Source organism: Promicromonospora aerolata (assembly GCF_042682255.1).
Classification (GTDB): domain Bacteria; phylum Actinomycetota; class Actinomycetes; order Actinomycetales; family Cellulomonadaceae; genus Promicromonospora; species Promicromonospora aerolata.
Map to the genome: position 1 here is coordinate 4,374,416 of NZ_JBHUHF010000001.1, position 26,008 is coordinate 4,400,423.

Sequence of the window (26,008 nt, forward strand, 5' to 3'; positions counted from 1 at the left end):
CACACGTGTACGAATCGCTTCTCGAACCGAGATCCTGTGGAAAAGCGGGTTAGCGGCAAGGATGTGTGTCTGCTGACGGGGTCTTGAGGCTGGTCGGATGCCGTAAATCGGGGTTCGTTATGCCCTGGGGGCATGGCTGCACAGGGTGCTGGACCTCGGCGTGGGTGTCGTGTATGCGGTGGGCGGGTCAAGCGCAACGACACCACGAACGCGGGAAAGACCGGATGGCGGTGCACGACTGCAGGTCTTTCTCGACACGGTCACGGCCCGACGCCGTCCGGCGTGCGCAGGCTGAGGGGCACCTGACCCCGGCAACGCACCTACCGGCACGTCGTCCACGTCGCGGCGGTCCCGTCCTGGACTCGACCCGGACAGACGTGGTGGTACACCCGCGACCGGCTACGCAAGGCCTACCGGCTGCTGGCCAAGCGAGCCCGCAAGGACGTCCTGTTCACCGGCGTGCCTTGAGACAGCAAGGAGATTCATCACGGGGCCGGAGACATGGCTGACCGGGTAGGTTGCGGCCATGGCTAGCGGGAGGCTGCGACGAATCGGTGTCACCGTCGTGGAGGTTGTCGTGTATGTCCTCCTGACGGCCGGAGTCCTCGTCACAGCGGCGTCTGGAGTCTTCGGCGCAGTGAATAGCTGGGAAGCGGAGCATGGCGGTGAAACCGGAACATTCACGCCCGTCGAACAGCATTGCTCGCGGCACAGAGTCACCACGGTGATCTGCACGTGGAACGGCACGTGGGTTTCCGACGTTGACGGCCGCGTTCTGCGCGACGTTCACCTTGACGACAGCCTGGGCTCCGAGGAAGGAGACGCTCCGCCCGAACCTGTTCACCCAACACTGCACAGCGACAGGTTCGCCGACCCTCAGGTGGTCTATCTTCCTGGTGAGAAGACGTGGATCCTAGCGCCGGCCGTGTCAATCCTACTCATCGGGATCGAGGTCGTTCTCGCTTGGCGCGTGCATCGCTGGGCAGGCGCGAAGCGTGTGCCCGGAGTAGCCGAGAAGCACGGTACGGGGACATAGCACCAGCAGCAGTGCCGCTGCCCTAGGCGTCGAAATCGTAGAGATACCGTCGCCGCGCTGATCCGTAGTGCAGCAGTGGAGGGTTTGAGCCTCGGTGCCAGGGAACGCGAACGGCCCTGACCAACATAAATGCTGGTCAGGGCCGTAATCCACTGGTCGGGGTGACAGTGTGTGATCTCAGGACATCGGAATGGGGTGTCTCGGGTCATCGGAATAGGCGTGTCTCAAGACATCGGCATCCCGCGGCCGGTACACCCCGGTCATGTCCATCAGGAAGCTCGTGATCACGGCCGTGCTGGCCGGTTCGTCGCAGTCCGAGACCGCCCGCCGCTACGGCGTCTCGCAGGGCTGGGTCTCACGACTCATGGCCCGCTACGCGGCCGAGGGTGACGCCGCCTTCGAGACCCGGTCTCGCCGCCCGCACACCACACCGAACGCGACCCCACCTGCTGTCGTGGAACAGATCCTGCGACTACGCAAGCGTCTGACCGAGCAGGGCCTGGACGCCGGCGCCGACACGATCGTGTGGCACCTGACCCACCACCACCAGACCACCGTCTCCCGGGCCACCGTCCACCGGATCCTGACCCGCGAAGGCACCATCACCCCCGAACCCAGGAAACGCCCCCGGTCCTCCTACCTCCGATTCCAGGCCGACCAGCCGAACGAGACCTGGCAGTCCGACTTCACCCACTACCGGCTCACCCGACCCGACGGCACTCCCGGCACCGACGCCGAGATCATCACCTGGCTGGACGACCACTCCCGCTACGTGCTGCACGCCAGCGCTCACCAGCGCGTCACCGCACCCGTCGTGCTGCACACGTTCCGCAAGGCCTGTGAGCAGCACGGACACCCCGCTTCGGTGCTGACCGACAACGGCATGGTCTACACCGTCCGCTACGCCGGCGGCCGCGGTGGACGCAACCACCTCCAGCACGAGCTACGCCGCCTGAACATCGTCCAGAAGAACGGCCGCCCGAACCACCCCACCACCCAGGGCAAGGTCGAACGCTTCCAGCAGACCATGAAGAAATGGCTCCGCGCCCAGCCGATCCAGCCGACGACGACCACAGAGCTGCAAACACTGATCGACACCTTCGTCGACGAGTACAACCACCGGCGCCCACACCGGTCACTGCCGCACCGCCAGACCCCGGCCACCGCCTACCAGGCCCGCCCGAAGGCGACCCCGAACACCGACCGCACCACCGATACCCACGACCGCGTCCGCCACGACCGCGTCTCGACCGCCGGAACCATCACCCTGCGCCACAACGGCACGCTCTACCGGATCGGGATCGGCAAGACCTACGCCCGAACCTACGTCCTGGCCTTGGTCCAGGACCTCGACATCCGGATCATCAACGCAGCCACCGGTGAAATCCTCCGCGACCTCACACTCGACCCGACCCGGATCTACCAGGGCACCGGCCGACCACCCGGCCCTACCCGGAAATGACGAATGGCCTGAACCTACGATTCGTAGGTTCAGGCCATTCCGATGTCCTGCGACATCACACGGTCGGGGTGACAGGATTTGAACCTGCGACCTCTTCGTCCCGAACGAAGCGCGCTACCAAGCTGCGCCACACCCCGATGGAGTCCACCGCACGACAGGCACAAGGCCTTCCCGCGGAAGCCTGCTCAGAATAGCCGACGGATGGCCCGGAACGGAAACCGAATCGACAGTGGGTCCGATCACGTCCGTCCCGGGCCGCTGCGGAAGGGCTACACCAGCTCGACGACGAGCTCCAGCTCGACCGGCGAGTCCAGCGGGAGAACCGTCACCCCGACGGCCGAGCGCGCATGCACTCCGGCGTCGCCGAAGATCTCGCCGAGCACGGAGCTGGCGCCGTTGATGACCGCGGGCTGGCCGGTGAATGCCGGATCGCTCGCGACGAACCCGACGACCTTGATGACCCGGGCGATCGCATCGAGCGACCCCGTGACCGATCGGACGGCGGCGAGCGCGTTGAGGGCACAGGTGCGTGCGTACACCTGGGCGTCGTCCGGGGAGACCAGGCCGTCACCCTCACCGACCTTGCCGGTGGCCGGCAGGGTGCCTGCGGTGAACGGCAGCTGGCCGGAGGTGTAGATGTAGTTGCCCGTCCGCACTGCCGGGACGTATGCCGCGACCGGCGCCGCCACCTCGGGGAGCGTGATGCCCAGCTCGGCGAGGCGAGTCTCGTGGCTCATGCGTCTCCGTCCGTCGGCCGCTTGAGGTAGGCGACCAGTCCGGTGCCGTCGGGGCCGGGGACCACCTGCACGAGCTCCCAGCCGTCCGAGCCCCACTGGTCGAGGATCGCCTTGGTGTTGTGAATGAGGAGGGGGATCGTCGCGTATTCCCACTTCGTTGCCATAGCGCCGATGCTAGCCCGCGATCGGCGACGGCGATTCCGCACGAGACCTGCACACCGGTGGATCGCGTTTCGGCGCGCTCTGTCAGGGACACCCCGTAACCTGGGCCCATGGCCATGGCGAACCCTCGCGAGCCGCGCCGGATCACCCGGACCATTCCCGCCGCGCAGCTCATCGGACTCCTACTCGCATTCGTGCTCACTGCAGGCGCCGGTGGTGTGATCGCGGCCGGACTGGTGATTCCACTGGCCTCTGGCGTGGACACCGCCGTCGACACGGGCGTCGAAGTGTTCGAGGAAGTGCCCGCGGAGCTGGTGCCTGGGCCGCTGTCGGAGCAGTCGCAGATCTACGCGAGCGACGGCAAGACGAAGCTCGCGACGTTCTACGCGCAGAACCGCATCGTCGTGCCGCTCGACAAGGTGTCGGACAACATGAAGAACGCCGTCATCTCCATCGAGGACGAGCGCTTCTACAACCACGGTGGCGTGGACCCCGAGGGCATCTCGCGCGCCGCGGTGAAGAACTTCGGTGGTGGCGCGACCGAGGGCGCCTCGACCCTCACGCAGCAGTACGTGAAGAACGTGCTCATCGAGGAGGCCGACCGCTCGGGCGACACGTTCGGCGTGCTGGAGGCCAGCGAGGGCTCGCTCACGCGCAAGCTCCGCGAGGCGAAGCTCGCCATCGCGCTCGAGAAGCAGATGTCCAAGGACGAGATCCTCGAGGGCTATCTCAACATCGCGCAGTTCGGCCGGAGCGTGTACGGCGTGGAGACCGCCTCTCGGCACTACTTCAACAAGTCCGCCAAGGACCTGTCGGTGGTCGAGGCCGCGACGATCGCCGGTATCACCAAGTCCCCGAACGCGTTCGACCCGGTGGAGAACCCCAAGGACGCCTCGGTACGGCGCGACCTCGTGATCGGCAAGATGTGGCAGCTCGGCTACATCACCACCGAGGAACGGGACGAGGCATTCGAGACCAAGCTGAAGGACTCGCTCGACGTCCAGCCGCTCGACGTCGGGTGCGAGTCCGCCAAGGGCGCCGCGTTCTTCTGCGACTACGTCATCAAGGAGGTCATGGCCAGCCCCGAGTTCGGGAAGACCAGGGCCGACCGCCAGGACCTGCTCTACCGCGGTGGCCTCAAGATCGTCACCACGCTGGACAAGAAGAAGCAGCGTGCCGCCGAGGAGACGATTACAGCGTCCGTCCCGGCGGACGACCCGAGCCAGCTCGAGGCCGCGATCACCTCGGTCGAACCCGGTACGGGAAAGATCCTGTCGATGGCACAGAACATCCCCTACGATCCGAGCGCTGAGCCCGAGCCGCGGCATACCTCGGTGAACTACTCTGCGGACTTCTCGCACGGCGGATCGAGCGGGTTCCAACTGGGATCGAACTTCAAGCCGTTCCTCCTGGCGGAGTGGTTGCGCTCTGGCCGTCAGCTGCGCGACCCGATCAGCGCCAATCCGTTCTCGGCATTGTCGTCGTCCTTCAAGGTCCAGCCCTGCAAGCAAGGCCTGGCCAACGACGCGTGGAACGTAGGAAACGTCGAGGGGTCGACGAGCGGCATGACGGACGTGCTCACGGGCACCTATCAGTCGCTCAACACCGTGTACGCCCGTATGTCGCACGAGCTGAACCTCTGCGACGTAGCAAGCACCGCGTGGGACGTGGGCTTCCGGCCGACGACGTCGTCCGACCCCGAGTACCGGACCATCGACGTCCCGAAGAAGTCGGACATCGACGTGTTCGCACCGATGGTCCTGGGCACGCAGTCGACGACGCCTGTCTACCAGGCGGCGGCGTACGCGACGTTCGCCAGCGGTGGCACCTACTGCAAGCCGATCGCGATCCTTGAGGTGCGGAAGCGAGACGGTGAGAAGCTGGAGGTGCCCGGGAAGGACTGCAAGCAGACGCTCGAGCCCGAGGTGGCGAATACCGTCGCCTACGCGATGACCAAGGTGTTCGGCTCGACGGGTACTGCATGGAAGCTCGGCGGCGGTCTGAGCGACGGTCGTCCGGTGGCCGGCAAGACGGGTACGACGAACGGCGCCTACCAGAGCTGGTTCACCGGATACACCCCGAACCTCTCGACCTCCGTCTGGGTAGGGGAGTCGAACGGCGACTTCGAGCACTTCGACTTCTACGTGAAGGGTGAGCTCTACAAAGCCCTCTATGGTGGCGAGATCGCCGCACCGACGTGGAAGGCGTACATGGACCAGGCCGTCGTCGGACTGCCGGTCAAGAACTTCCCCCCGGCCGACCCCGACCTCGTCGGCCAGGTGCCGACGCCGCCGAAGCCGGACACGGACGACACCGGGGACTCCGACTCGGGAGACTCTGACTCAGGAGACTCCGACTCGGGTGATTCAGGTAACTCCGGCTCCGGTGACTCCGGCGGCAGTGAGAACGGCAACGGTAACGGCGGCGGCAACGGCGGCGGCAACGGGAACGGGAACGACTGATCTGTATGGGCACCCTGGGTAACGTCGGCAAGGCTCTCGGAATCGCCGGGGGCGTCGCCGCCGCCGGGCTGGCGTACGCGCACGTGGAGACCAAGCTCTTCCGTGTGCGGCGCGTGACCGTGCCCGTGCTGCCCCCGGGACAGCGGCCGATCCGCGTGCTGCACGTCTCCGACCTGCACCTCACGCCGAGTCAGCGCACCAAGCAGGCCTGGGTCCGGTCGCTGGCCGCGCTCGAGCCCGACCTCGTGATCAACACGGGGGACAACTTCGGGCATGCGCAGTCGCTGGCCCCGCTCCTCGACGTCCTGGACCAGCTGATGGACGTCCCCGGGGCGTTCGTCATGGGGTCGAACGACTACTTCGCGCCAACGTTCAAGAACCCGGCCCGGTATCTGCTTTCGGACGCTCGTGTGGAGCGCGAGGACAAGGTGCCGCTGCCCTCGGAGTCGCTCGCCAAGGCTTTCACCGAGGCCGGCTGGGTCGACCTGGACAACCGCCGTGGTCTCGTCGAGCTGCGCGACGGACGCACCGTCGGGCTGGTCGGCATGGACGATCCGCACCTCGAGCGCGACATCATGCCGGAGCCGGGTCGCGTGCCCGGTGAGGAGGACGCGGTGCTGCGTCTCGGCGTCGTGCACGCGCCGTACCAGCGGGTGCTGAACCAGCTGAAGGACGACGGCGTCCACGCCATCATCGCGGGCCACACGCACGGCGGGCAGCTCTGCCTGCCGTTCTACGGGGCGCTCGTGACCAACTGCGACCTGGACCGGGTCCGCGCGTCCGGGCTGCACGGCTGGCCCGGTGCCCGGCCGGACCGCGAGGGCGGCGAGGACTCGACGTGGCTGCACGTCTCGGCGGGTGCCGGCACGTCGCCCTATGCGCAGGTCCGGTTCGCGTGCCGCCCGGAGGCGACGCTGATGACCCTGACGGCCTCGCCGAAGTAGGTCTACTCCGGCGAGGCGGGGTCAGCGTGCCCGGCGCTCCAGGCGGTCGAGGTCCAGCAGCACGACGGCGCGGCCCTCGCGGCGCACCCAGCCGCGGGTCGCGAAGTCGGCCAGGGCCTTGTTCACCGTCTCGCGCGAGGCGCCGACGAGCTGTGCCAGCTCCTCCTGCGTGAGGTCGTGCGCCACCCGGATGCCGTCGTCGTTCGGCTCGCCGAAGCGCGTCGAGAGGTCGAGCAGCGCCTTGGCCACGCGGCCCGGGACGTCGGAGAACACGAGGTCCGCGAGCGTCTCGTTGGTGCGGCGGAGGCGGCGCGCGAGCGCACCGAGCAACTGGGTGGCGACCCCGGATGATCGGCGATCCAGCGCACGAGCGACTCGTGCCGCAGCTCGTAGACCACCGAGTCCGACACGGACGAGGCCGAAGCGGTGCGGGGTCCCGGGTCGAACAGGGAGAGCTCACCGAACATCTCGCCCGGGCCCAGGATGGACAGCAGGTTCTCGCGGCCATCGCTCGACCGGCGACCCAGCTTGATCTTGCCCTGCGCGATGACGTAGAGCCGGTCGCCCGGCTCGCCCTCGCGGAAGAGCACGTCACCCCGGACCAGCTCCACGGGCACCATGGACTCGAAGAGCGCGCGGGTCTCTTCGCCTTCCATGTCCGCGAAGAGGGGGGCAGAGAGTACGACTTCGTCGTCCACCAGTGGTGTCCTCACGTGTCGGGGACTTTCGTCCATCAGTCTTTTTCCACCTCTCAGTCTGCCTCAATGTCACGAGATTGCCGGGTTATCGGTGTGTCTCGTGGCGCCCGCGTGGTGTGCAGCCCGACGCGATCGTCCGCCTCGGGGCGGATGTCGGCTTTGCTCGGTGCGAAGTAGGACGCCCGTCCATAAATCCTAGGGGGTGTCACCTGGGACTTTGGAACGGGCGTCCTGGCCACCCTCTCAGGGAACCTCGCGCTGCTCCTGCCCCACGTACTCGCACACCGGCCGGATCAGCGCGTTCGCGGCGCGCTGCTCCATGATGTGCGCGGTCCAGCCCGTGATCCGGGAGGCCACGAACAGCGGCGTGAAGATGTTCGTGTCGAAACCCATCAGGTGGTACGCGGGGCCCGCCGGGTAGTCCAGGTTCGGCTTGATGTTCTTGATCGCGCCCATGGCGTTCTCGAGGGTGTTGTACAGGTCGAGCACCTCGGTCTGGCCGTAGTGCTCGGCCAGGTCGCCGAGCACGGCCCGCATGGTCGGCACCCGCGAGTCGCCGTTCTTGTAGACCCGGTGGCCGAAGCCCATGATCTTCTTCTTGTTGGTCAGGGCGTCCTCGAGCCAGGCCTCGGCCTTGTCCGCCGTGCCGATCTCCTCGAAGGTGGCCTGCACGGCCTCGTTCGCGCCGCCGTGCAGCGAGCCCTTGAGGGCACCGATCGCGCCCGTCACGGCCGAGTGCAGGTCGGCGAGCGTCGAGGTGATGACCCGCGCGGTGAACGTGGAGGCGTTGAACGAGTGCTCCGCGTACAGCACCATCGAGGCCTCGAAGGCCTGCACGACGGCGGCCTCCGCCTCCTCGCCGAACGTCATCCACAGGAAGTTCGCGGAGTAGCCGAGGTCCTCGCGCGGGTGCACGAGCTCCTGGCCGCGGCGGCGCCGCTGGTCCAGCGCGACGACGGCGGGCAGGACGGCCCACAGCCGCAGTGCCTTGGCGAGCTCCGCCTCGGCCGAGGAGTCCTCGGCCGCCGGGTCGTGGGCACCCAGGATCGAGACCGCGGTGCGGCACACGTCCATGGGGTGGCAGTCGGTGGGCAGCTCGAGGATCGCGTCCCGGACGTTGTCCGGCAGCTCGCGGTGCACCCGCTCGGTCGCCGACTGCTCGGTGAGCTGTGCGGGCGTCGGCAGCTCGCCGTGCCACAGCAGGTAGGCGACCTCCTCGAAGGTCTTCTTGGCCGCCAGCTCCTGCACCGGGTAGCCGCGGTACAGCAGCGAGTTGGTCTCGGGGTTGACCTTCGAGATGGCCGACGTGTCAGCGACGACGCCGGCCAGGCCCTTGCGGACCTCCGTGGTCTCGGTCATGTGCACTCCTTCGTGTCGAGACAAAGTCAGGGCTTGTAGGTGAAGACGTTCGAGTCGAAGTGGTTGTAGCCCGCGTAGTCGGTCAGCTCGTAGAGCCGCGCACGGGTCTGCATCTCGGGTACCAGGGCGTCCTGGGTGCCCGACGCCGCGATCTGGTCCAGTGCCCGCTCGGCGGCGCCCATCGCGATGCGCAGCAGGGTGACGGGGTAGATCACGAGCTGCGCACCGGCGTCGTGCAGCTGCTGGGTGGTGAAGAGCTCGGACTTGCCGAACTCCGTCATGTTGGCGAGCACAGGAACATCGAGTGCCGAGGTGACCGCCTCGAACTCGGTGAGGTCCGTCATCGCCTCGGGGAAGATCGCGTCGGCACCGGCGTCGGCCAGGGCCTTGGCGCGGTCGATCGCGAGCTTGAGCCCACGTTCGCCCGGCTCCGTGCCGCGCACGTCGGTGCGCGCCATGATGAGGAAGTCGGGGTCGCGGCGGCCGTCGACGGCGGCCCGGATGCGCCGGACGGCGTCGTCGAGCCCGACGACCTCCTTGCCGTCCAGATGGCCGCACCGCTTGGGGTTGACCTGGTCCTCGATGTGGATGCCGGCGACGCCGGCGTCCTCCATGGTCTGGACCGTGCGGGCCACGTTCATCGGCTCGCCGAAGCCGGTGTCGGCGTCGGCCAGCACGGGGAGGTCGGTGACCCGGGCGATCTGGCCCGCCCGCCCGGCCACCTCGGTGAGCGTGGTGAGGCCGATGTCGGGGAGGCCGAGGTCGGCGGAGAGCACGGCGCCGGAGACGTAGACGCCGTCGAACCCCTTGTCCTGGATCAGCTTCGCGCTCAGCGGGTTGAACGCCCCCGGGAGCCGCAGGATGTCCGGCCCGGCGAGGGCCTCGCGGAACGCACGGCGCTTCGCCGCGGGCGTGAGGTGGGAGTAGAGCATCAGGCACGCCCCAGCTCGAAGAGGCCCGTCGGGGCGGTGACCGTGTCCAGCACTCCCGGGGCGGCGACGATCGTGAGCTCGCGGACCTCGGCGGGCGTGAGCTCGGGCAGCCGCTCGGCCAGGCCGAGGAAGCGCTCGATCTCGGCGTCCTCGAGGACGCCCGCGGCCAGGGTGCGGAACTTCTCCACGTAGTTCGCGCGGGCGAACGGGCGGGCGCCCAGCGGGTGGGCGTCGGCCACGGCGATCTCGCGTGTCACGACCTCGCCGGAGGTGAGCGTGATCTCCACGCGACCGCCGAAGGCCTTCTCCGCGGGATCGGTCGAGTGGTACCGGCGCGTCCACTCCGGGTCCTCCGCGGTGGTGACCTTGCGCCACAGCCCCACCGTGTCGGGGCGCTGGGCGCGCTCGGGGGCGTAGGAGTCCACGTGGTGCCAGCCGCCGTCCTGCAACGCGACCGTGAAGATGTACGGGACCGAGTGGTCGAGCGTCTCGCGCGACGCCGTCGGGTCGTACTTCTGCGGGTCGTTGGCGCCCGAGCCGATCACGTAGTGGGTGTGGTGGCTGGTGTGCAGCACGATGCTCTGGACGTTGGCGGGGTCCCGCAGCTCGGGCCGCTCGTTGCCCAGGGCACGGGCCATGTCGATGATCGCCTGTGCCTGGTACTCCGCCGAGTGCTCCTTGGTGTACGTGTCGAGGATGCCCGTCCGCGGCTCGCCGGCCGCGGGGAGCATCACGTCGTAGGCGGCGTCGGGTCCGTCCAGGAGCCAGGCGACCACGCCGTCCTCGCCCTCGTAGATGGGCTCGGGGGACGTCTGGCCGCGCAGCGCGCGGTCCACGGCCTCGACCGCGAGCTTGCCCGCGAACGCCGGGGCGTGGGCCTTCCACGTGGAGATCTGGCCCTTGCGGCTCTGGCGGGTGGCGGTGGTGGTGTGCAGCGCCTGGCCGATCGCCTGGAAGACCGTCTCCGTGTCGAGCCCCAGCAGCGTGCCGATACCGGCCGCCGCCGACGGGCCGAGGTGCGCCACGTGGTCGATCTTGTGCTTGTGCAGGCTGATGGTGCGGACCAGGTCCACCTGGATCTCGTACCCGGTCACGATGCCCCGGAGCAGGTCCCGGCCGGTGCAGCCGGCGTGCTGCGCCACGGCGAGGATCGGCGGGATGTTGTCACCCGGGTGGGAGTACTCCGCGGCCAGGAACGTGTCGTGGAAGTCGAGCTCGCGCACCGCGACGCCGTTGGCCCACGCCGCCCACTCGGGGCTGCTCGTCGCCTCGGGTGCGAGACCCGACACGGTGGCGCCCGGCCGGTACGGGTGCGCCTGCGCCTGGGACCGGGCGGCGACCGCCGGACCACGCGTCAGGCTGGCTGCGGCGACGGCGGCGTTGTCGATCACGCGGTTGATCACCATGTCGGTGACCTCTGCGGTGGGCTCGACGGCGTCCGTGGCCAGCTCCGCGAGCTTCCAGGCGAGCTGGTCGGAGCGCTTCAGCGGCTCGGCGGACGGGTAGACGCGCAGGTGGTGCGTGTACGGCATGGTGATTCTTCCTCGATTCACGTGGACCGTCGTGGGGTCCGGGTGCTGCCCGGACCCGGGGGTGGGGGCATCGGGTGCGACCGCACGGCTTGTGGACGGCGTGTGCGCCCTCGACCTTCTCATACTCCGCGTCCTAGGTACACGGCGCCAAACCGGGCGGTAGAGCTCGGCAGCCGAATGTCAGTAAGGATCGCTAGTGTGACCGATGTGACAACTGTCAGGGAACGCGAACCCGAAAAGGACGCCGCCAACGCACAGGAGAGCCGGCTGGCCCTCGTGCGCCGGGCACGGCGTGTCAACCGCCGGCTCGCGGAGACCTATCCGGACGCCCGCGCCGAGCTGGACTTCACCACACCGCTGGAGCTGCTGATCGCGACGGTGCTCAGTGCGCAGACCACCGACGTCCGCGTGAACCAGACCACGCCGGAGCTGTTCGTGATGTACCCGGACGCCCAGGCGTACGCCGAGGCGGACCCGGACGAGCTCGAGGAGATCCTGCGGCCGCTCGGCTTCTTCCGGGCCAAGGCGCGGGCCGTGATCGGTCTGGGCCAGGCGCTCGTCGAGCGGTTCGACGGCAAGGTCCCCGGCCGGCTGAAGGACCTGGTGACGCTGCCGGGCGTCGGGCGCAAGACGGCGAACGTGGTGCTCGGCAACGCGTTCGGCGTCCCGGGAATCACCGTCGACACGCACTTCGGGCGGGTGGCACGGCGGCTGGGGCTCACCACCGAGGAGGATCCGGTGAGGGTCGAGGCCGAGGTGGGGGAGCTGTTCCCCAAGAAGGACTGGACCAAGCTCAGCCACCACCTCGTCTGGCACGGGCGGCGGGTGTGCATCTCACGCAACCCGGCGTGCGGCGCCTGCAGCATCTCGGACCTGTGCCCGTCCTACGGGGCAGGCGAGACCGACCCCGACAAGGCAGGGAAGCTGGTACGGCCGGCGCCGGAGCGCTCGCCCTCGGCCGGCCTGCCCATCGTCGCGCCCAGGTAGCCCTACCGCCGCGCCGGGCTCACCCGGGCCAGCCAGTCGAGCAGGATCTCGTTCACCGTGTCCGGCGCCTCCTCCGGGAGAAAGTGGCCGGCGCCAGGGATCAGCTCGTAACGCAGGTCCGGTGCCAGGGCGATGGCATCGAGGTCGGCACGCTCCGGCCGCACGATGCCGTCCAGGCCGCCCTGCAGCTGCAGGGCGGGCATGGTGAGCGGGCGGCGCAGCGCGGCGCCGAACCGGCGCCCGTCCATCCGTGGCGTCGACCGCACGGCCCAGCGCAACGCCTCGGCGGCGGAGTGCGCGGCGAACGGGATGCGCATGACGGTCCGGTACCGCTCCACCACGTCGGCCGGCAGCGGCGCACCCGCGCCCAGTGCGAGCGTGCGCTCCACGAGGTCGCCGCGGGCCAGCGCCCGCTCGGGCAGCGTCGGCACCTGCAGGTACGCGAGCGCGCGCAGGGCCGCTGTCGTGAACGCCGCGCGGCTGCGCAGGCGCACCCGCGCGGGATGGGGGCTGGCCAGCACGGCGACGCCCGCCGTCGTGCCGGGGTGCAGCGCCCCCAGGGCCCAGGCGAGCGTGCCGCCCGTGCCGTGCCCCACCATCACGGCGCGCTCGCGGCCGAGGGAACGGACGACGCCCGCGACGTCCGCCGCCCGCGCCGGTACCCCGTAGCCCGACGGCGGCTTGTCCGAGCCACCCACACCGCGCACGTCCATCGCCGCGACGCGGTAGCCGGCGTCGGCCAGGGCGGGGATCTGGGCGCGCCACGCCCACCAGAACTCGGGGTAGCCGTGCAGCAGGAGAACCAGCGGAGCCGAACGGCGTTCGGGGCCGGCGACCGCGACATGGAAGCGGGACCCGCCCGACGAGACGAACTCGTGCTGCCACGGGCCCTCGACCAGGGCACACGTGTAGTCGCTGGTGGCTGCCCTGCGGACTGCCGGTCGGGCCGAGAGTGCGGTCACGGGTACGAACCTACGCGTTCGGTGTCGGGTCCGCGCGGGACTCAGTGCCCCGTCTGCGCGACCCGCTTGCCCGTGGGGCCACCGTTCGGATCGTCCGTGGAGCCCGGTGCCGGGGCGCTGGTCGAGCTACCCGCCGACGAGGCGGCGTCCGGCAGGTCGTCGGCCGCCGGGGGAGCCGGCGGCTCCTCGGCCGGGCGCTGCTCCTTGGGCGGGTCGAACCGGTAGCCCACGTTGCGCACCGTGCCGATGAGCTGCTCGTGCTCCGGACCGAGCTTGGCCCGCAGCCGTCGCACGTGGACGTCGACGGTACGGGTGCCCCCGTAGTAGTCGTAGCCCCAGACCTCCTGCAACAGCTGGGCGCGGGTGAACACCCGGCCCGGATGCTGCACGAGGTACTTCAGGAGCTCGAACTCCTTGTACGTGAGGTCGATGGGGCGACCGCGGAGCCGGGCGGTGTACCCGCCGGCGTCGATGGCGAGCTCGCCCGCGGAGATCTCCTGCTGCGACTCCTCGGCCGGGCCGCGCGCCGAGCGCTCGATGACAAGGCGTAGACGAGCCTCGACCTCGGCCGGTGAGGCCGACTCCAGCAGCAGGTCATCGGCACCCCACTCGTGGGTCACGACCGTGAGGCCGCCCTCGGTGAGGATCAGTACGAGCGGCACCGTGAGCCCGGTGGCGTGCAGCAGCCGGCAGGTGGTGCGGGCAGCGACCAGGTCGCGCCGGGCATCGAGCAGGACGACGTCCGCGTCCGGTGCGTCCACGAGCGCCGACGGCTCCATCGGTAGTACCCGCACCCGGTGGGACAGCAGTCCCAGTGCGGGCAGTACCTCGGCAGACCCGCCGGTAGCGGGTGTGAGGATCAACAGCTCTGCCATTGACGCACCTCCTCTCGGAACCGGCGTCGTGCAACCGTCCCTGGCTCGGGTCTCGCGGTAGCGAGACGTCCCGTCGCGTCCAACTGGCTCTCTGCGGAAGTCTGCCCTGTTGCTTGTTGCGTGCATGTTACACGCCCTTTTCCTGGTCACCACCATGCCGGTCAGGGCCCGTGACGTACGCATGACGCGAGTGTCGCTCGTCTCTCTTCGGCCCCCGGTTCCGGCGCCTGAGGTGCCGCGATTGAAGGAACAGGGACAGACTCTGGAAAACTCTGGGTGTGTCCGTCTCCACCCGCGCCGTGACGACCGCTGCGCTCGCAGCCCTCGTCGCCGCAGCGTCCTACGTCCAGCCCCGGCCGCTGCCCCTCGTGGCGGCCGTAGTGGTCCTGGTGGTTCTCGTCGCGCTGGGCTGGCCGTCGCTGCTCCGGCTGCCCGCGCCGGGAAGCACCCGCGTGGTGGTGGCGCTCTGCGGTATCGGCGGAGCGGCGGCCACCTACTCCACGCCGGGGGAGCCGGTGCTGCGGCACCTGCCGACCGTCCTGGCCGGTGCGGTGGTGCTCGCCTTCATCGCGGAGATGCTGCGCCGCGACGGGCGGCCCCAGCTCACGGAGTCGGTGTCGGGCACCGTGACCGGTGTGGTCGCCGCCGTCGCCGCGTCCGGCTGGATCGCTGCCGCGCGCTCCGACGCCGGTGCGGACCTGGTCGTGACGAGCGCGGTCGCGCTGGCGGTCGCCGCCGCCGTCTCGGCGCTGCCGGTGCGTGGCTGGGTCGCCCTGGGGATCTCCGCGGTCGCCGCCGTGGTGGTGGGTGGCGCGGTCGGAACGTTGTTGCCGAACATCGACACGGTGAGCGGCCTCTGGTGCGGGCTGGTCTCGGGCGTCGTCGTGGGGGCGCTGCACCTGCTGCTGGAACGCCTGCCGGCTCGTGGTGCCCGGCTGGCGGGGCTCTCGGCGAGCGCGCTGCCCGTCGCGGTGTGCGGCATCTTCGTCTTTGTCGTGGGCCGGATGGTCATTCTCTGACGCACCCACGACGTGTTCCGACGCGCCCCGGACGGCGTCGGGCGACTCAGGACTGACGGATCATCTCGCCGGCGATCTCGATGCGAACCTTCTTGGCGACGAGGACACCGCCGGCCTCGAGCGCGACGTTCCAGAGCAGGCCCCACTCCTCGCGGTCGATGTCGCAGCTGCCGTGGAAGCCGAAGATGTCCTGGCCGTACGGGTCGTGGCCGACGCCGCCGAACTCGCACTCGAGCGATACGGGGCGGGTGACACCACGGACCGTGAGCAGCCCGTCCATGACGAACTTGGTGAAGGAGCCGTCGGGCCGCATCGGGTCGTGCGGCGCCCGGCCAGCGGTGCCTGCCTTGAGCCGCGCCCACGAGAAGATGGGGTCCACCTGGGTCCGCATCCGGAAGCCCGTGCTGCGGAACTCGATGGTGGGGTGGTTCTCGACGTCCAGGAAGTCGGGGCCGGACAGGTGGGCGTCACGGTCGGGCACGTGTGTGTCGATCGACGCGGCCTGGATGGTGCAGGCCACTCGCGAGGCGAGGGGGTCCTCGGCGACGACGACGGACGCCTCTCCGGACGCGAACTCGCCCCGCACGGGGCTCACCATCATGTGCATGGCGAGAAAACCGAGCCGCTTGTGGTTTCCGTCGAGCTGGTACACCCCGGCCGCTGGGATGGTAATTCCATTCCAGGTGCGAGTTGGCAAAACTTCCATCTTAGCAAATTCTCCCATATATGCGGATGCATGCACGTTACCATCGGGGTGGCAGCGAGTTGGTCGGCATTTCGGCACGAGAAATACTGCCGGAGCCAGTTGTCCTGCCAAGGAAAGCATGCGTCCGAGCCCGCGAGAAGGGCGGAACCCCGCACTGTGACAGGCGTCATTGCAGGTGAGGACTTGTCTGGATGAGCAACTCACGGCATCGTGGGTTAAATGCTGGGACAGGTGATAGCGCTGGTCGTGCTCGTGCTGGGTACCGCGGCGCTCGGAGTGTGGTGGTCAGCACGTCAAGGTGCTGTGCGCGCGCCCCGCGAGGCGCCCGCCGGGATCGACTGGGCATCGTCCGGGATCGCGCTCGCGGACCGGGTGACGTTCGTGCAGTTCTCCGCGGAGGTGTGCGCCGCGTGCCGGTCCACGTCACGGGTGCTCGGCGGGCTCACCCGGTCGGCGTCCGACGTCGGTCACCGGGAGCTCCTCGTCGATGACCACCTCGACCTCGTGCGCCGTCTGGGCGTGCTCCGGACGCCCACGGTCCTCGTGGTGGACGGCGGCGGGCGCGAGGTCGCCCGGATGAGTGGCGTGGTGTCCGACACCCAGGCACGTCAGGCACTGAACCGGGTCCCGAATGCGGTGACCGAAGCGGACGGGGAAGGGCAGTCATGAGTGTGAGCAAGGGGATCGACCCACGGGGGCCGCGGGTGGGGGCGAGCATCACAGCGGTGCTGCTGGCTTCCGTCGTGCTGCTCGGTGCGAGCACTGCCGGCCTGTGGCTGCTGACGTTCATCATGCTGAGCTTCCTGCTCGGCACGCTGCGCGGTGCCGAGGGTTCGTGGCAGGGCATGGTGTTCAAGAAGTTCGTGCGCCCGCGTCTCGGCCCACCCGGCGAGCTGGAGGACCGGCGCCCACCGCGCTTCGCGCAGGGTGTCGGCCTGTTCGTCACCGCGGTCGGCGTGCTGCTCGGCTTCCTCGGCCTGCTCCCGGCGGTGCCGATCGCGGCAGCGGTGGCGTTCGTCGCCGCGGCGCTCAACGCCGTCGTCGGACTCTGCCTCGGGTGCGAGATGTACCTGCTGATGCGCAGGGCGGGCCTGGTCCGCGCCTGACGGTCTTGGCCCGGATCCGGGCCCAGATGATCGGTAAAAGGTCAGGTGATCGGCAGCTCGGACTGCCGATCACCTGACCTTTTGCCGACCTTGAGGTCAGTAGACGAGCGCCTGGGCTCCGTCGCGCAGGATCTCCTCCGTGAACAGGGCGGATCCCGCGATGCGGATCCCGGGCAGCACGTCGGCCTCGGTGATGTCGCGGCGCGCGGCGCACTGGGTGCAGAGGGTGACGGTGCCCGCGGCGAGGACCGTCTCCAGCAGGTCGGGCCCCGGTGTCGCGTGCTCGAGCGCGAGGTCGGCGGCCCGGCCGGGCAGCGCGAACCAGGCCGACTCCCCGGTCAGCCACAGGCTCACCTCCGCCCCGGATGCCACCGCGGCGGCGGCGACGGTGAATGCCTGGTTGGTGGCCTCGGGCCGGTCCAGGCCTGCAGTGGTCTTGATCACGAGCTGGCGCATGCCGCCGACTGTAAGCGCTGGACGGTTAGGATCGACACCATGTCGATCCATGCCCTTGAGCTCATCTTCACCGGCCTCATCGTCGCCGTCGCCGTCGCGGTCGCCTGGTTCGCCGGCTACGTCGTCTACAAGCTGTACGCGGGCCAGCGCTGATGACGTTCACCTTCCCTGACGGCCTCTCGCCCGAGGTGTACCCGCTGGCCTGGCTGGTGGGCCGATGGCGCGGGGAGGGCGTGATCGAGTACCCGGGCATCGGCAAGAAGTCCTTCGTGCAGGACCTGGTCTTCGACCACGACGGCGGCCCCTACCTGCGGTTCGAGTCCACGCTGCGGGTGCTGGAGGACGCGGTGCCGGACGAGCTGCCGGGTGACGGCGAGTGGCCGGCCCCGGTGCCGGACCCGACCGAGACCGGGGTCTCCGCGGCAGCCGACGCCGCGGAGGCACCCGCAGCCCCCGACGTCGCGGCGACCGGCACCGTCTGGTCCACCGAGACCGGCTACTGGCGGGTGTCCACCGACCGTCCGGACGGTCTCGAGGAGGACAAGCAGGCGCTCGAGGTGCTCGTGGCCGACGCCTCCGGGCGCATCACCGTCTATGTCGGCGCGGCGGGCAACGGGCGGATCGACCTGGCGTCGGACGCGATCGCGCGTACGTCGACGGCGTCCGAGGTGCGTGCGTCGAAGCGCCTCTACGGCCTGGTGCAGGGCCGCCTGCTGTGGGTCGAGGAGCTTGCCGCGTTCGGCGAGCCCTTGCGCTCGTACGCGTCGGCGGAGCTGGACCGGCAATGAGCCGGGTCAGAACCACGGGTCACTCCGGTGACCTGAGCGTCTGACCCGTCTCGCGGGCGGGGAATGCCTCGCCCGCCCACAACGCTGCACCTGAGGTGAGCATGGATTACGAGAGCCCTCTGTTGAGCCGCCGCGGCGCGGTCGCCGCCGCCGGCCCCGACGCCGGGGTCGCCTGGCACTACGGCGACCCGACGGCCGAGCAGCGCGCGCTGTCGCGCGGCGGTGCCGTGGTCGACCAGTCGCACCTGGGGGTCGTCCGCGTCGCCGGGCCGGACCGGCTGACCTGGCTGCACTCGATCACCTCGCAGCAGCTGGAGGACCTGGCCCCGCGGACGAGCACCGAGCTGCTCGTCCTGTCGCCGCAGGGCCACATCGAGCACGCCGCGGGCGTCGTCGACGACGGCGAGGCCACGTGGCTGATCACCGAGCGCGAGTCGGCACCCGGCCTGGCCGGCTGGCTCGACCGCATGAAGTTCACGCGCCGCGTCGAGGTCACGGACGCCACCGAGCAGTGGGCGGCGATCGGTGAGCCCGTCGCCGCCGACGGCATCGAGGGTGAGCCGGTGACCTGGCACGACGCCTGGCCCCACGTGGTCGGTGGCGGCACACGCTATGGTCCGCCCGAGTCGGAGCACCCCGGTGCCGAGCGCCCGTGGCGCCTCGTGCTGGTGCCCCGTGCCGACCTGGAGAGCGAGGTCGCGGCCCGCGAGGCCGCCGGCTGGCCGCTCGCCGGGACGTGGGCCACCGAGGCCCTGCGCGTCGAGGCCTGGCGCCCGCGGTACGCGCGCGAGGTCGACGCCCGCACCATCCCGCACGAGCTGGACTGGCTGCGTACCTCCGTCCACATCAGCAAGGGCTGTTACCGGGGGCAGGAGACGGTCGCGCGGGTGCACAACCTCGGCCGCCCGCCGCGCCGGCTGGTCATGCTGCACCTCGACGGCTCGCAGCACCTCCTCCCGGAGCCGGGCGCGGAGGTACGGCTCCCGGCGTCGGACGGCGCGGGGAAGGTCGTCGGCACGCTCACCTCGATGGCCCGCCACCACGAGCTGGGGCCCATCGGGCTCGCGGTGCTCAAGCGCAACGTTCCCGAGGACGTCGAGCTCATGGTGTCCGGCGAGATCTCCGGCCAGGTCCTCGAGGTGTCCGCGGCCCAGGAGACCGTGGTGCCCGGCGACGGGGTGTCGGTCGACCGCCCCGAGGCGCACGGTCCCCTGACCCGTGGGCTGCGCGGACCGGGCAGCCTGATCTGACCAGCCGCCTGGGCGGCGGCCACCGCCGGGCGTGAGTGCAAAGATGCCCTCGTGACCTCACTGCCCGGCGCGGCCGACGAGATGTGGCGCAAGGCCATGCGCACGCTCATGCTGCGCACCCGGCTGCGACAGGGCTGGACCCGTGCGCGGGCGAGCATGATTCCGATCGCGCAGGCGGCGCTCGCCGCGGGGGCCGCCTATCTCATCGCCCGCTACGTGCTGGGCCACGAGCAGCCCTTCTTCGCGCCGGTCGCGGCCTGGGTGCTCCTCGGCTTCACCGCGCAGCGGGACGTCCGCAAGGTGTCTGAGATGGCGGTGGGCGTGGCCGTCGGCGTTGCCATGGGCGACCTGATCGTGCACCTGATCGGGTCGGGCTGGTGGCAGCTCAGCCTGGTGCTGTTCATCTCCGCCATCGTCGCGCGGTTCATCGACCGGGGTGCCCTCCTCGTCACGCAGGCCGGGGTGCAGGCGATCATCGTGGTGGGCCTGCCGTCGGTATCGGGCGGTCCGCTCGGGCGATGGACGGACGCCCTGATCGGCGGCGCGGTCGCACTGCTCGTCGCCCTGCTCACGCCCGGCGACACCCGGCGGCGTCCGCGGGCTCTCGCCGAGCAGGCGGTGACCGAGCTCGCGGAGACCCTGGAGACCCTCGCCCGCGGCTTGCGCTCGCGTGACACGGACGACGTCCGCGCAGCCCTCGTGCGTGGCCGCGCCTCCGAACCGGTGCTCGCCGAGTGGCAGGAGGCCGCGCGCGGTGCGCGTGAGCTGGCACGGATCTCGGTGGGGCGGATGCACCGCGGTGAGCTCGGACGGCTCGAGGACCAGGCAGTGCTCGTGGACCGGACGATGCGGTCGGTCCGGGTCCTCGCCCGCCGGGTGCTCCCGGTCGTCGAGGGGGAGCACGACGTCGAGCCGGTGGCCGATCTGGTCGAGGGTTTCGCGACGGGCGTGCGGCAGCTCGCGTCCGACGTCGGATCCGGGGCGGACGGGGCGCGCGGGCGCGACGTGCTGACCACCGTGGCGGCACAGGTGGACCCCCGGACCGTGGGCGAGGGCGACTGGCAGGTGCAGTCGCTGGTGATGCTGCTGCGGTCGCCCGTCGTCGACACGCTGGAGGCCGCCGGTGCCTCGCCGGGCGAGGCCCGGGACGCCCTGCCGGAGCTGTAGCTCCCAGCTGCCGCCCACCCGCCCCTGACCAGGTTCATGGACCGAACTCCGTTGTGATCCAGTAGTTGATCAGATACAGTACTTGCTGTGATCCAAAGAGCGAGTGACCCGACGTCGGACGGCGGGGCCGATGCCTTCGCCGCCGACCTGCTGCGCGGCCACACGGACACGATCGTGCTCGGCGCGCTGCGTGGCCGGGACCGCTACGGGTTCGAGATCTACAAGGCGATCCGCGACGCGACCGGCGGCAACTACGAGATCAAGGAGGCCACGCTCTACGCGGCCTACCGGCGGCTCGTGAAGGACGGCCTGGTCGAGGCCTACTGGGGCGACGAGTCCCAGGGCGGACGTCGGAAGTACTACCGCATCACCGACGCGGGTCGCGCCGTGTACCGGCGCAACGTGGACGCGTGGGTGGTCACGCGACGCACCATCGACTCCCTTCTCGACCTGAAAGGTTCCCGATGATGACTGTGCACACCTCGCTGCACCGGCTCCTCGACGAAGCGTTCGCCGGAGTCCCCATGACGCCCGAGGCCCAGGATCTCAAGGAAGAGGTACGGGTGAACCTGCTGGCCCGGACGGCTGAGCTCGAGGCGTCCGGTGTGCCCGGCGAGGCCGCGGCCCGGCGGGCGATCGAGGAGCTCGGCGACGTGCGGTCGCTGGTCGCCGACGAGGAGGGCCCGGACGACTCGGGAGCTCCGGGCGCCCTGGGGGCAGCCGGCGCGGCGAGGACGACGGACGCGCACGCGCGTCATCGGGTACGGCGCAGGCCCGGCTTCGTGGTGGCGGTCGTGGCCGCTGCCCTCGTCGGTGTCGGCACGCTGGTCGCGGCCGTGCTGGGCGGCGCCGGCGTGATCGAGATGGCGTTCGCGGCCGTCGTGGCACTCCTGGTGGTCGCTGCCCTCGCCGCGGGATGGATCGTGGGCAGCTCGCTCGCGCAGGAGACCACCACGCACCATCCGATGCCACGCGGCCGGGCGGCGCTGTTCGGGGTCGCCACGGCGCTCGTCGTCGCAGGTGTCGCGCTCGGCGCCGAGGCTGCACGGCTCGCCGCTCTCGCCGGGCTCGACCTGGTGGTGCTCGCGGTGAGCATGGTCGCGCTGGTGAGCGGCGTGGTGCTCTTCGCCTGGCTCGGTGCCACCCAGACCAACCGGCGCAAGCCGTGGGTGCTCGAGGAGGGGCGCCGGGGCGCCGACGCGGGCAACCGGTTCGAGCGGGACCCGGCCGCCGCCGCGCGGTTCGGTATCTACACGGCGGTCGTGTGGGGTCTGACCGGGGCCACGGCCCTGATCGTCGGTGCGACGGCGGGTTGGTACTGGGTGTGGGTGCCCGGCGTCGTGGGCTGGGCAGTGTTCATGCTGATGCTCGCCACGATGCTGTTCGGCGCGAAGCACGCCCGTCAGGACTGAGTCCGTGCCGTAGGCTCGCGCCGTGGGATTCTTGCAGTGGTTCGTGATGGCCGCGCTCGCGCTCGTGGTCTTTGTCGTGCAGCTCGTCGCCTTCGTCGACGCGGTGCGCCGACCGGACAAGGGGTACCGGGCCGAAGGGCGGGTGCCCAAGGCGGGCTGGCTGGCGATCCTGGCCTTCGCCGCGGCCCTCGGCTTCCTCGGGCTGCCCCAGGGCTGGATGCGGGGCGGGTTCATGTTCGGCTCCTTCCTCAACATCATCGCGGTGGCGCCCGCGATCATCTACTGGGTGAGCCTGCGGCCGCGCCTGCAGCCGTACGGCACCGGCAACAAGCCGCGCGGCCCGCAGAGCGGCTGGTGACGGCGCCCGTGGCGTCCGGACGGCCCGCGTCGATGTCCCGCGCCGGTGGACCGGCGTCGAGCAGCGTGCTCGACGACGCCGCGCCGCTCGCCGAGGTCATCCGCGGTGACCTCGTGGAGTCGGTGCACCTGGGGCATCTCGTGGTGCTCGACCCGTCGGGCCGGCCGGTGGTGCAGGTGGGCAACCCGACCACGCCGATCTGGCCGCGGTCGTCGCTCAAGCCGCTGCAGCTCGTCGCGATGCTGCGCGCCGGGCTGGAGCTGCCGGACCGGCTGCTGGCGCTGGCCGCCGCGAGCCACAACGGCGAGCGGTTCCACCTGGAGGGCGTGCTGCAGATCCTCGCGTCCCGAGGCCTGGGGCCCGACGCCCTGCAGAACACGCCTGACCTGCCGATCCACCCGCCGGCCGCGCTCGAGTGGCACATGGCGCCGCTGGGCGGCGGACCGGGGCCGGCGTCGTTGGCGCAGAACTGTTCGGGCAAGCACGCCGCGATGCTCGCCACGTGCCTCACGCAGGGCTGGGACATCGAGACCTACCTGTCGCCCGAGCACCCGCTGCAGCGGGCCGTACGCGCCACCATCCTCGAGCTGACCGGGGACGCCGAGGTGGTCATGCACACGACGGTCGACGGCTGCGGCGCGCCCCTGCTCTCCACGACGCTGCTGGGTCTGGCGCGCGCGTTCTCGGCCCTGGGCGCCGCACCCACGGTCGATGTCCGCTCGCACGAGGCGCGTGCGGGTCGCGCGATCTCCGCGCACCCCGACATGGTGGGCGGAACCGGCCGGGACGCCACGCTCGCCATGCAGGCCGTGCCGGGCCTGGTCGCCAAGGACGGCGCCGAGGGCGTCTATGCCGCAGGCCTGCCCGACGGCTCCGCCATCGCGTTCAAGGTCCTCGACGGCTCCGCCCGGGCTCGTCCCGCCATCCTCGCCGCCGCCCTGCGCGCGGCGGGCGCGGCCGGCCTGCCGGGCGTGTACCCGGGTGGGCTCGACGGGCTGGGCCGCGTGCCGGTGCTCGGCGGCGGACGACCGGTCGGGGAGGTCCGGGCGGTCTTCGCCGACGCGTACGAGGGCCGTCGATGAGGGCGGTCCTGCAGCGCGTCACGCGCGCCTCGGTGACGGTCGACGGTGAGGTGGTCGGCGCCATCGACAAGCCGGGCGTCATGGCACTGGTCGGCGTCACGCACGACGACGGCCCCGCCCAGGTCGAGATGATCGCCCGCAAGATCGCCGAGCTCCGGATCCTGCACGACGAGAAGTCGGTGGCCGACGTCGGCGCGCCCGTGCTCGTCGTCAGCCAGTTCACGCTCTACGGCGACGCCCGCAAGGGACGCCGCCCGACCTGGGTCCAGGCGGCGCCCGGGCCGGTCGCGGAGCCCCTCGTGGACGCCGTCGTCGCCGCGCTGCGCGAGCGGGGGCTGACGGTCGAGACCGGCCGGTTCGGCGCCGACATGCAGGTGGAGCTGGTCAACGACGGCCCGGTGACCGTCCTCGTCGAGGCCTGACCGGGCGCGTACGGGCTCAGCCCCGCAATGCCAGGACCGCCAGCTCCGTGCGCGAGCGCACCCCGAGCTTGCGGAAGACCCGGCCCAGGTGCACCTCCACGGTGCGGACCGACACGTAGAGGCTCGCGGCGACCTGCCGGTTGGTCCTGCCCTGCACCACCAGCCGTGCCACGTCGAGCTCGCGCTCGGTGAGCAGGCCGTTCCACTGCCCGCACGGCTCGTCCTGCCCGGTCCCGGGAACGGCCTCACCTGCCGCGTCGTCCGGGCCCGATCCGGCGGCGTCGCCGGACGCTCGGCCCTGCTGCGACCCGGGGCCGCCGGTGGCGACCCGCCGCGGTGTCCTGCCGGGCGGGGGCATTCCGGGCCGTCCGGCGCCCGTCGGCACGAGCTCCGGCGTTAGGAGCGCCTGCTCCGCGACATGTTCCCAGGCCTTCGCCCCGGACTCCTCGAACAGCTCGTGCGCGCCGAGGAGGTGCGCGGCGGCGTCCCCGGGCAGGCCGAGACGGGCGAAGGCGCGGGCGGCAACCAGCTCGGTGAGACCGCGCTCAAAGGTGGACCCCACGCGGAGGGAGGCTTCCACGGCGCGCTCGCGTGCCCGGCTGACGCCGGCGGCGTCCGCGAGGGCCAGCTCGGCGCGCGCCAGGTCGAGTCGCCGCCGGCGCACGGGCCCGCCGGAGAAGCCGCCCGCGGACTCCGCCCCGACCGCCGGCAGGACACGAAGCCGCAGTCGTTCGTGCGCACGCCGGGCTGCACGCTCCTGCCCGGCGAGCACGAGCAGCTCGACCGGGTCGGGCGTGGGGAGCCAGAGCCGGCGCAGGTCGTCGCCGCCCCGCTCGGCCGCGAGCCCGAGCAGGGTGGCGGCCTCGACCCAGCGGCCGTCGAGCACGGCGGTCTGGGCGCGGTCGCCGAGCGTGGCTGCTCGCACGACGGGCGCGACCTGACCCGGCACCGACGCCTCGAGCGCGGTGGTGGGCCGGCTCAGGTGGCCTTCGCGGACCAGGTCGAGACGCCGCGCGAGCGCGATCCCGAGCCCGCCGAACGCGAGAGCGACGGGAAGGCGCTCGACGGCGTCGTCGAGCACGGACGCGGCGCCGGTGACGTCGCCGAGGCGCAGCGCGAGGTACGACTGCGCCACGCGCAGGTGGGCCTCCGCGAGCGGGGTCATGGCCTCGTCCGGGCCGTCGAACCACCGTCCGGCCGGGCGTGCCGGGGCCAGCTCCGCGACCTCCGACAGGATGGTGGCGGCCTCGCCCGGCGCGCCGTCGAGCAGGCGGATCGTCTTGCGTGCGGCGGCGATCACCGCGCGGTCGGCGCCGCAGGCCTCGTCGGGCAGCACGGCGTCGGGCCGGCCGTCCAGGAGCGCGAGCGTGACGCCGAGCGGACGGGCGGCGTCGGGCGCTCCACCGGGGGACGAGCCGTTGTCGAGCGAGTGGGTGGCGCGACGGAGGTGCACGACGGCGTCGTGCACGTGCCCTGCCCAGAGCGCCGCCCGCCCGGCGACCGCGAAGGCGCGCGCCCGTACCCGGTCGGTGCCGTGGCTCGCGGCCTCGCGGGCCACCTCGTGCGCGCGGTGGACGTCGCCGCGCGCGAGGTGCTGCTCGGCGAGCTCGACGAGGCCGTCGGCGAGCAGGGGGTCACCGGCCAGCGTGCTCAGGGCGGTGTGCCACATGGCGATGAGCGGCTCGTCGGCCTTGCGGTGCACGTCTGCCAGGGCGACGTGGGCGGCGGTTCGGGTGGCCAGGTCGGCGTCGTCGTGCACCACCGAGCGGATGCGCGGATGGTGGAAGCGGAACCGGCCGCCCACGAGATGCAGGTGGCGGCCGGCCGGACCGGCCATGAGCGTGTCGATGTCGGTGCCCGACGCGGCGAGCAGCACCTCGGTGCGGTCCACGACGGCGACGGCGGCGACCAGCAGCACGCGGCGCGCGTCGTCGTCGAGGCCGAGCGGGCCCACGGCTTCTCGGACCGCACGTGCGGCGGGGAGCGGGTCCGGCAGCAGGGCCGTCCCGAGAAGATGCTCGTCGTCGAGCATTCGGGCGGTCTGGTCCACACATCCAGGTTCGTCACCCACCACTCGGCTGAGCTCGCACGCGA

26 protein-coding genes, 1 tRNA gene and 1 pseudogene are annotated in these 26,008 nt (G+C 71.0%); 16 read left to right on the forward strand and 12 right to left on the reverse strand.

What is annotated here, in order from left to right; all coding sequences use genetic code 11:
* Positions 1 to 526: 526 nt before the first annotated feature.
* Complete coding sequence (locus tag ACFSL2_RS19565) at positions 527 to 1,036, forward strand: hypothetical protein (protein WP_377199436.1); 510 nt, start codon at positions 527 to 529, stop codon at positions 1,034 to 1,036.
* Between the two features lie 262 nt (positions 1,037 to 1,298).
* Entirely contained in the window at positions 1,299 to 2,498 is a 1,200-nt protein-coding gene (locus ACFSL2_RS19570) for an IS481 family transposase (RefSeq protein WP_377196447.1), read from the forward strand.
* A gap of 63 nt (positions 2,499 to 2,561) precedes the next feature.
* Here the strand turns inward: ACFSL2_RS19570 and ACFSL2_RS19575 are convergent.
* The 3 genes from ACFSL2_RS19575 to ACFSL2_RS19585 form a co-directional block, all read right to left on the reverse strand.
* Positions 2,562 to 2,635: transfer RNA gene (locus ACFSL2_RS19575), tRNA-Pro, on the reverse strand.
* A gap of 132 nt (positions 2,636 to 2,767) precedes the next feature.
* The gene (locus ACFSL2_RS19580) at positions 2,768 to 3,235 is read right to left on the reverse strand and encodes a RidA family protein (protein ID WP_377199437.1); all 468 of its coding nucleotides are present in this window, start codon (positions 3,233 to 3,235) and stop codon (positions 2,768 to 2,770) included.
* A complete protein-coding gene (locus ACFSL2_RS19585) occupies positions 3,232 to 3,399 on the reverse strand; it encodes a DUF4177 domain-containing protein (RefSeq protein WP_377199438.1) in 168 nt (55 codons plus the stop codon). The genes ACFSL2_RS19580 and ACFSL2_RS19585 overlap by 4 nt, the downstream gene beginning before the upstream one ends.
* A gap of 108 nt (positions 3,400 to 3,507) precedes the next feature.
* On the opposite strand from ACFSL2_RS19585, the gene ACFSL2_RS19590 reads away from it, so the two are divergent.
* Positions 3,508 to 5,859 carry a transglycosylase domain-containing protein gene (locus ACFSL2_RS19590; RefSeq protein WP_377199439.1) on the forward strand — a complete coding sequence of 784 codons (2,352 nt, stop codon included), beginning with the start codon at positions 3,508 to 3,510 and terminating at the stop codon, positions 5,857 to 5,859.
* 5 nt (positions 5,860 to 5,864) lie between these two features.
* Entirely contained in the window at positions 5,865 to 6,803 is a 939-nt protein-coding gene (locus ACFSL2_RS19595) for a metallophosphoesterase (protein WP_377199440.1), read from the forward strand.
* Positions 6,804 to 6,824: 21 nt separating this feature from the next.
* Here ACFSL2_RS19595 and ACFSL2_RS19600 read toward each other — a convergent pair.
* The 4 genes and pseudogenes from ACFSL2_RS19600 to ACFSL2_RS19615 all read right to left on the reverse strand — a co-directional run bounded on the left by ACFSL2_RS19600 (position 6,825) and on the right by ACFSL2_RS19615 (position 11,324).
* A pseudogene (locus ACFSL2_RS19600) lies at positions 6,825 to 7,501 on the reverse strand (Crp/Fnr family transcriptional regulator).
* A gap of 243 nt (positions 7,502 to 7,744) precedes the next feature.
* On the reverse strand, positions 7,745 to 8,860 hold the full coding sequence (locus tag ACFSL2_RS19605; protein ID WP_377199441.1) for a bifunctional 2-methylcitrate synthase/citrate synthase: 1,116 nt from the start codon (positions 8,858 to 8,860) through the stop codon (positions 7,745 to 7,747).
* Between the two features lie 26 nt (positions 8,861 to 8,886).
* Positions 8,887 to 9,792, reverse strand: a complete 906-nt coding sequence (prpB, locus tag ACFSL2_RS19610) for a methylisocitrate lyase (RefSeq protein WP_377199442.1) — start codon at positions 9,790 to 9,792, stop codon at positions 8,887 to 8,889.
* A complete protein-coding gene (locus tag ACFSL2_RS19615) occupies positions 9,792 to 11,324 on the reverse strand; it encodes an MmgE/PrpD family protein (protein ID WP_377199443.1) in 1,533 nt (510 codons plus the stop codon). The genes prpB and ACFSL2_RS19615 overlap by 1 nt, the downstream gene beginning before the upstream one ends.
* Before the next feature lie 207 nt (positions 11,325 to 11,531).
* Here ACFSL2_RS19615 and nth point away from each other — a divergent pair, with 207 nt between their 5' ends.
* On the forward strand, positions 11,532 to 12,311 hold the full coding sequence (gene nth / locus ACFSL2_RS19620) for an endonuclease III (RefSeq protein WP_377199444.1): 780 nt from the start codon (positions 11,532 to 11,534) through the stop codon (positions 12,309 to 12,311).
* Positions 12,312 to 12,313: 2 nt separating this feature from the next.
* Here the strand turns inward: nth and ACFSL2_RS19625 are convergent, their stop codons facing one another.
* Both ACFSL2_RS19625 and ACFSL2_RS19630 read right to left on the reverse strand, forming a co-directional pair.
* Positions 12,314 to 13,273: an alpha/beta fold hydrolase gene (locus tag ACFSL2_RS19625; RefSeq protein WP_377199445.1), complete on the reverse strand. Its 960-nt coding sequence runs from the start codon at positions 13,271 to 13,273 to the stop codon at positions 12,314 to 12,316.
* Positions 13,274 to 13,314: 41 nt separating this feature from the next.
* Complete coding sequence (locus ACFSL2_RS19630; protein WP_377199446.1) at positions 13,315 to 14,148, reverse strand: winged helix-turn-helix transcriptional regulator; 834 nt, start codon at positions 14,146 to 14,148, stop codon at positions 13,315 to 13,317.
* A gap of 278 nt (positions 14,149 to 14,426) precedes the next feature.
* Between ACFSL2_RS19630 and ACFSL2_RS19635 the strand changes: the two genes are divergently transcribed.
* On the forward strand, positions 14,427 to 15,167 hold the full coding sequence (locus ACFSL2_RS19635) for a hypothetical protein (protein WP_377199447.1): 741 nt from the start codon (positions 14,427 to 14,429) through the stop codon (positions 15,165 to 15,167).
* Between the two features lie 46 nt (positions 15,168 to 15,213).
* Here the strand turns inward: ACFSL2_RS19635 and ACFSL2_RS19640 are convergent, their stop codons facing one another.
* The gene (locus tag ACFSL2_RS19640; protein WP_377199448.1) at positions 15,214 to 15,819 is read right to left on the reverse strand and encodes a YceI family protein; all 606 of its coding nucleotides are present in this window, start codon (positions 15,817 to 15,819) and stop codon (positions 15,214 to 15,216) included.
* Between the two features lie 273 nt (positions 15,820 to 16,092).
* Between ACFSL2_RS19640 and ACFSL2_RS19645 the strand changes: the two genes are divergently transcribed.
* Positions 16,093 to 16,542, forward strand: a complete 450-nt coding sequence (locus ACFSL2_RS19645; RefSeq protein WP_377199449.1) for a thioredoxin family protein — start codon at positions 16,093 to 16,095, stop codon at positions 16,540 to 16,542.
* A complete protein-coding gene (locus ACFSL2_RS19650) occupies positions 16,539 to 16,979 on the forward strand; it encodes a DUF4395 domain-containing protein (protein WP_377199450.1) in 441 nt (146 codons plus the stop codon). The genes ACFSL2_RS19645 and ACFSL2_RS19650 overlap by 4 nt, the downstream gene beginning before the upstream one ends.
* Positions 16,980 to 17,075: 96 nt before the next feature.
* Here the strand turns inward: ACFSL2_RS19650 and ACFSL2_RS19655 are convergent, their stop codons facing one another.
* Complete coding sequence (locus tag ACFSL2_RS19655) at positions 17,076 to 17,435, reverse strand: DsrE family protein (RefSeq protein ID WP_377199451.1); 360 nt, start codon at positions 17,433 to 17,435, stop codon at positions 17,076 to 17,078.
* A 152-nt stretch (positions 17,436 to 17,587) separates the two neighbouring features.
* Between ACFSL2_RS19655 and ACFSL2_RS19660 the strand changes: the two genes are divergently transcribed.
* From ACFSL2_RS19660 to dtd, 8 genes are all read left to right on the forward strand, one after another.
* Positions 17,588 to 18,223, forward strand: a complete 636-nt coding sequence (locus ACFSL2_RS19660) for a heme-binding beta-barrel domain-containing protein (protein WP_377199452.1) — start codon at positions 17,588 to 17,590, stop codon at positions 18,221 to 18,223.
* 101 nt (positions 18,224 to 18,324) lie between these two features.
* Positions 18,325 to 19,473: a CAF17-like 4Fe-4S cluster assembly/insertion protein YgfZ gene (gene ygfZ, locus ACFSL2_RS19665; RefSeq protein WP_377199453.1), complete on the forward strand. Its 1,149-nt coding sequence runs from the start codon at positions 18,325 to 18,327 to the stop codon at positions 19,471 to 19,473.
* A gap of 51 nt (positions 19,474 to 19,524) precedes the next feature.
* Entirely contained in the window at positions 19,525 to 20,640 is a 1,116-nt protein-coding gene (locus tag ACFSL2_RS19670; protein WP_377199454.1) for an FUSC family protein, read from the forward strand.
* Positions 20,641 to 20,727: 87 nt separating this feature from the next.
* Positions 20,728 to 21,108 carry a PadR family transcriptional regulator gene (locus ACFSL2_RS19675; protein ID WP_377199455.1) on the forward strand — a complete coding sequence of 127 codons (381 nt, stop codon included), beginning with the start codon at positions 20,728 to 20,730 and terminating at the stop codon, positions 21,106 to 21,108.
* A complete protein-coding gene (locus ACFSL2_RS19680; RefSeq protein WP_377199456.1) occupies positions 21,108 to 22,052 on the forward strand; it encodes a permease prefix domain 1-containing protein in 945 nt (314 codons plus the stop codon). The genes ACFSL2_RS19675 and ACFSL2_RS19680 overlap by 1 nt, the downstream gene beginning before the upstream one ends.
* 22 nt (positions 22,053 to 22,074) lie before the next feature.
* Entirely contained in the window at positions 22,075 to 22,410 is a 336-nt protein-coding gene (locus ACFSL2_RS19685) for a DUF2516 family protein (RefSeq protein ID WP_377199457.1), read from the forward strand.
* The gene (locus ACFSL2_RS19690) at positions 22,404 to 23,492 is read left to right on the forward strand and encodes an asparaginase (RefSeq protein ID WP_377200858.1); all 1,089 of its coding nucleotides are present in this window, start codon (positions 22,404 to 22,406) and stop codon (positions 23,490 to 23,492) included. Before ACFSL2_RS19685 ends, ACFSL2_RS19690 begins: the two co-directional genes overlap by 7 nt.
* Positions 23,489 to 23,914: a D-aminoacyl-tRNA deacylase gene (dtd, locus tag ACFSL2_RS19695; protein WP_377199458.1), complete on the forward strand. Its 426-nt coding sequence runs from the start codon at positions 23,489 to 23,491 to the stop codon at positions 23,912 to 23,914. The genes ACFSL2_RS19690 and dtd overlap by 4 nt, the downstream gene beginning before the upstream one ends.
* Before the next feature lie 16 nt (positions 23,915 to 23,930).
* Here the strand turns inward: dtd and ACFSL2_RS19700 are convergent, their stop codons facing one another.
* Positions 23,931 to 25,964 (reverse strand): helix-turn-helix transcriptional regulator, encoded by a 2,034-nt coding sequence (locus ACFSL2_RS19700; protein WP_377199459.1) that lies wholly within the window; start codon positions 25,962 to 25,964, stop codon positions 23,931 to 23,933.
* Positions 25,965 to 26,008 lie beyond the last annotated feature (44 nt).

What these genes read in the sequence shown, in the direction of transcription:
- ACFSL2_RS19605 (WP_377199441.1), bottom strand. Translation starts at nt 8,860, where the DNA reads ATGACCGAGACCACGGAGGTCCGCAAGGGCCTGGCCGGCGTCGTCGCT.
- ACFSL2_RS19590 (WP_377199439.1), top strand. Translation starts at nt 3,508, where the DNA reads ATGGCCATGGCGAACCCTCGCGAGCCGCGCCGGATCACCCGGACCATT.
- ACFSL2_RS19650 (WP_377199450.1), top strand. Translation starts at nt 16,539, where the DNA reads ATGAGTGTGAGCAAGGGGATCGACCCACGGGGGCCGCGGGTGGGGGCG.
- ACFSL2_RS19660 (WP_377199452.1), top strand. Translation starts at nt 17,588, where the DNA reads ATGACGTTCACCTTCCCTGACGGCCTCTCGCCCGAGGTGTACCCGCTG.
- ACFSL2_RS19655 (WP_377199451.1), bottom strand. Translation starts at nt 17,435, where the DNA reads ATGCGCCAGCTCGTGATCAAGACCACTGCAGGCCTGGACCGGCCCGAG.
- ygfZ (WP_377199453.1), top strand. Translation starts at nt 18,325, where the DNA reads ATGGATTACGAGAGCCCTCTGTTGAGCCGCCGCGGCGCGGTCGCCGCC.
- ACFSL2_RS19680 (WP_377199456.1), top strand. Translation starts at nt 21,108, where the DNA reads ATGACTGTGCACACCTCGCTGCACCGGCTCCTCGACGAAGCGTTCGCC.
- ACFSL2_RS19615 (WP_377199443.1), bottom strand. Translation starts at nt 11,324, where the DNA reads ATGCCGTACACGCACCACCTGCGCGTCTACCCGTCCGCCGAGCCGCTG.
- ACFSL2_RS19585 (WP_377199438.1), bottom strand. Translation starts at nt 3,399, where the DNA reads ATGGCAACGAAGTGGGAATACGCGACGATCCCCCTCCTCATTCACAAC.
- ACFSL2_RS19570 (WP_377196447.1), top strand. Translation starts at nt 1,299, where the DNA reads ATGTCCATCAGGAAGCTCGTGATCACGGCCGTGCTGGCCGGTTCGTCG.
- ACFSL2_RS19595 (WP_377199440.1), top strand. Translation starts at nt 5,865, where the DNA reads ATGGGCACCCTGGGTAACGTCGGCAAGGCTCTCGGAATCGCCGGGGGC.
- ACFSL2_RS19630 (WP_377199446.1), bottom strand. Translation starts at nt 14,148, where the DNA reads ATGGCAGAGCTGTTGATCCTCACACCCGCTACCGGCGGGTCTGCCGAG.
- ACFSL2_RS19645 (WP_377199449.1), top strand. Translation starts at nt 16,093, where the DNA reads ATGCTGGGACAGGTGATAGCGCTGGTCGTGCTCGTGCTGGGTACCGCG.
- dtd (WP_377199458.1), top strand. Translation starts at nt 23,489, where the DNA reads ATGAGGGCGGTCCTGCAGCGCGTCACGCGCGCCTCGGTGACGGTCGAC.
- ACFSL2_RS19580 (WP_377199437.1), bottom strand. Translation starts at nt 3,235, where the DNA reads ATGAGCCACGAGACTCGCCTCGCCGAGCTGGGCATCACGCTCCCCGAG.
- ACFSL2_RS19565 (WP_377199436.1), top strand. Translation starts at nt 527, where the DNA reads ATGGCTAGCGGGAGGCTGCGACGAATCGGTGTCACCGTCGTGGAGGTT.
- prpB (WP_377199442.1), bottom strand. Translation starts at nt 9,792, where the DNA reads ATGCTCTACTCCCACCTCACGCCCGCGGCGAAGCGCCGTGCGTTCCGC.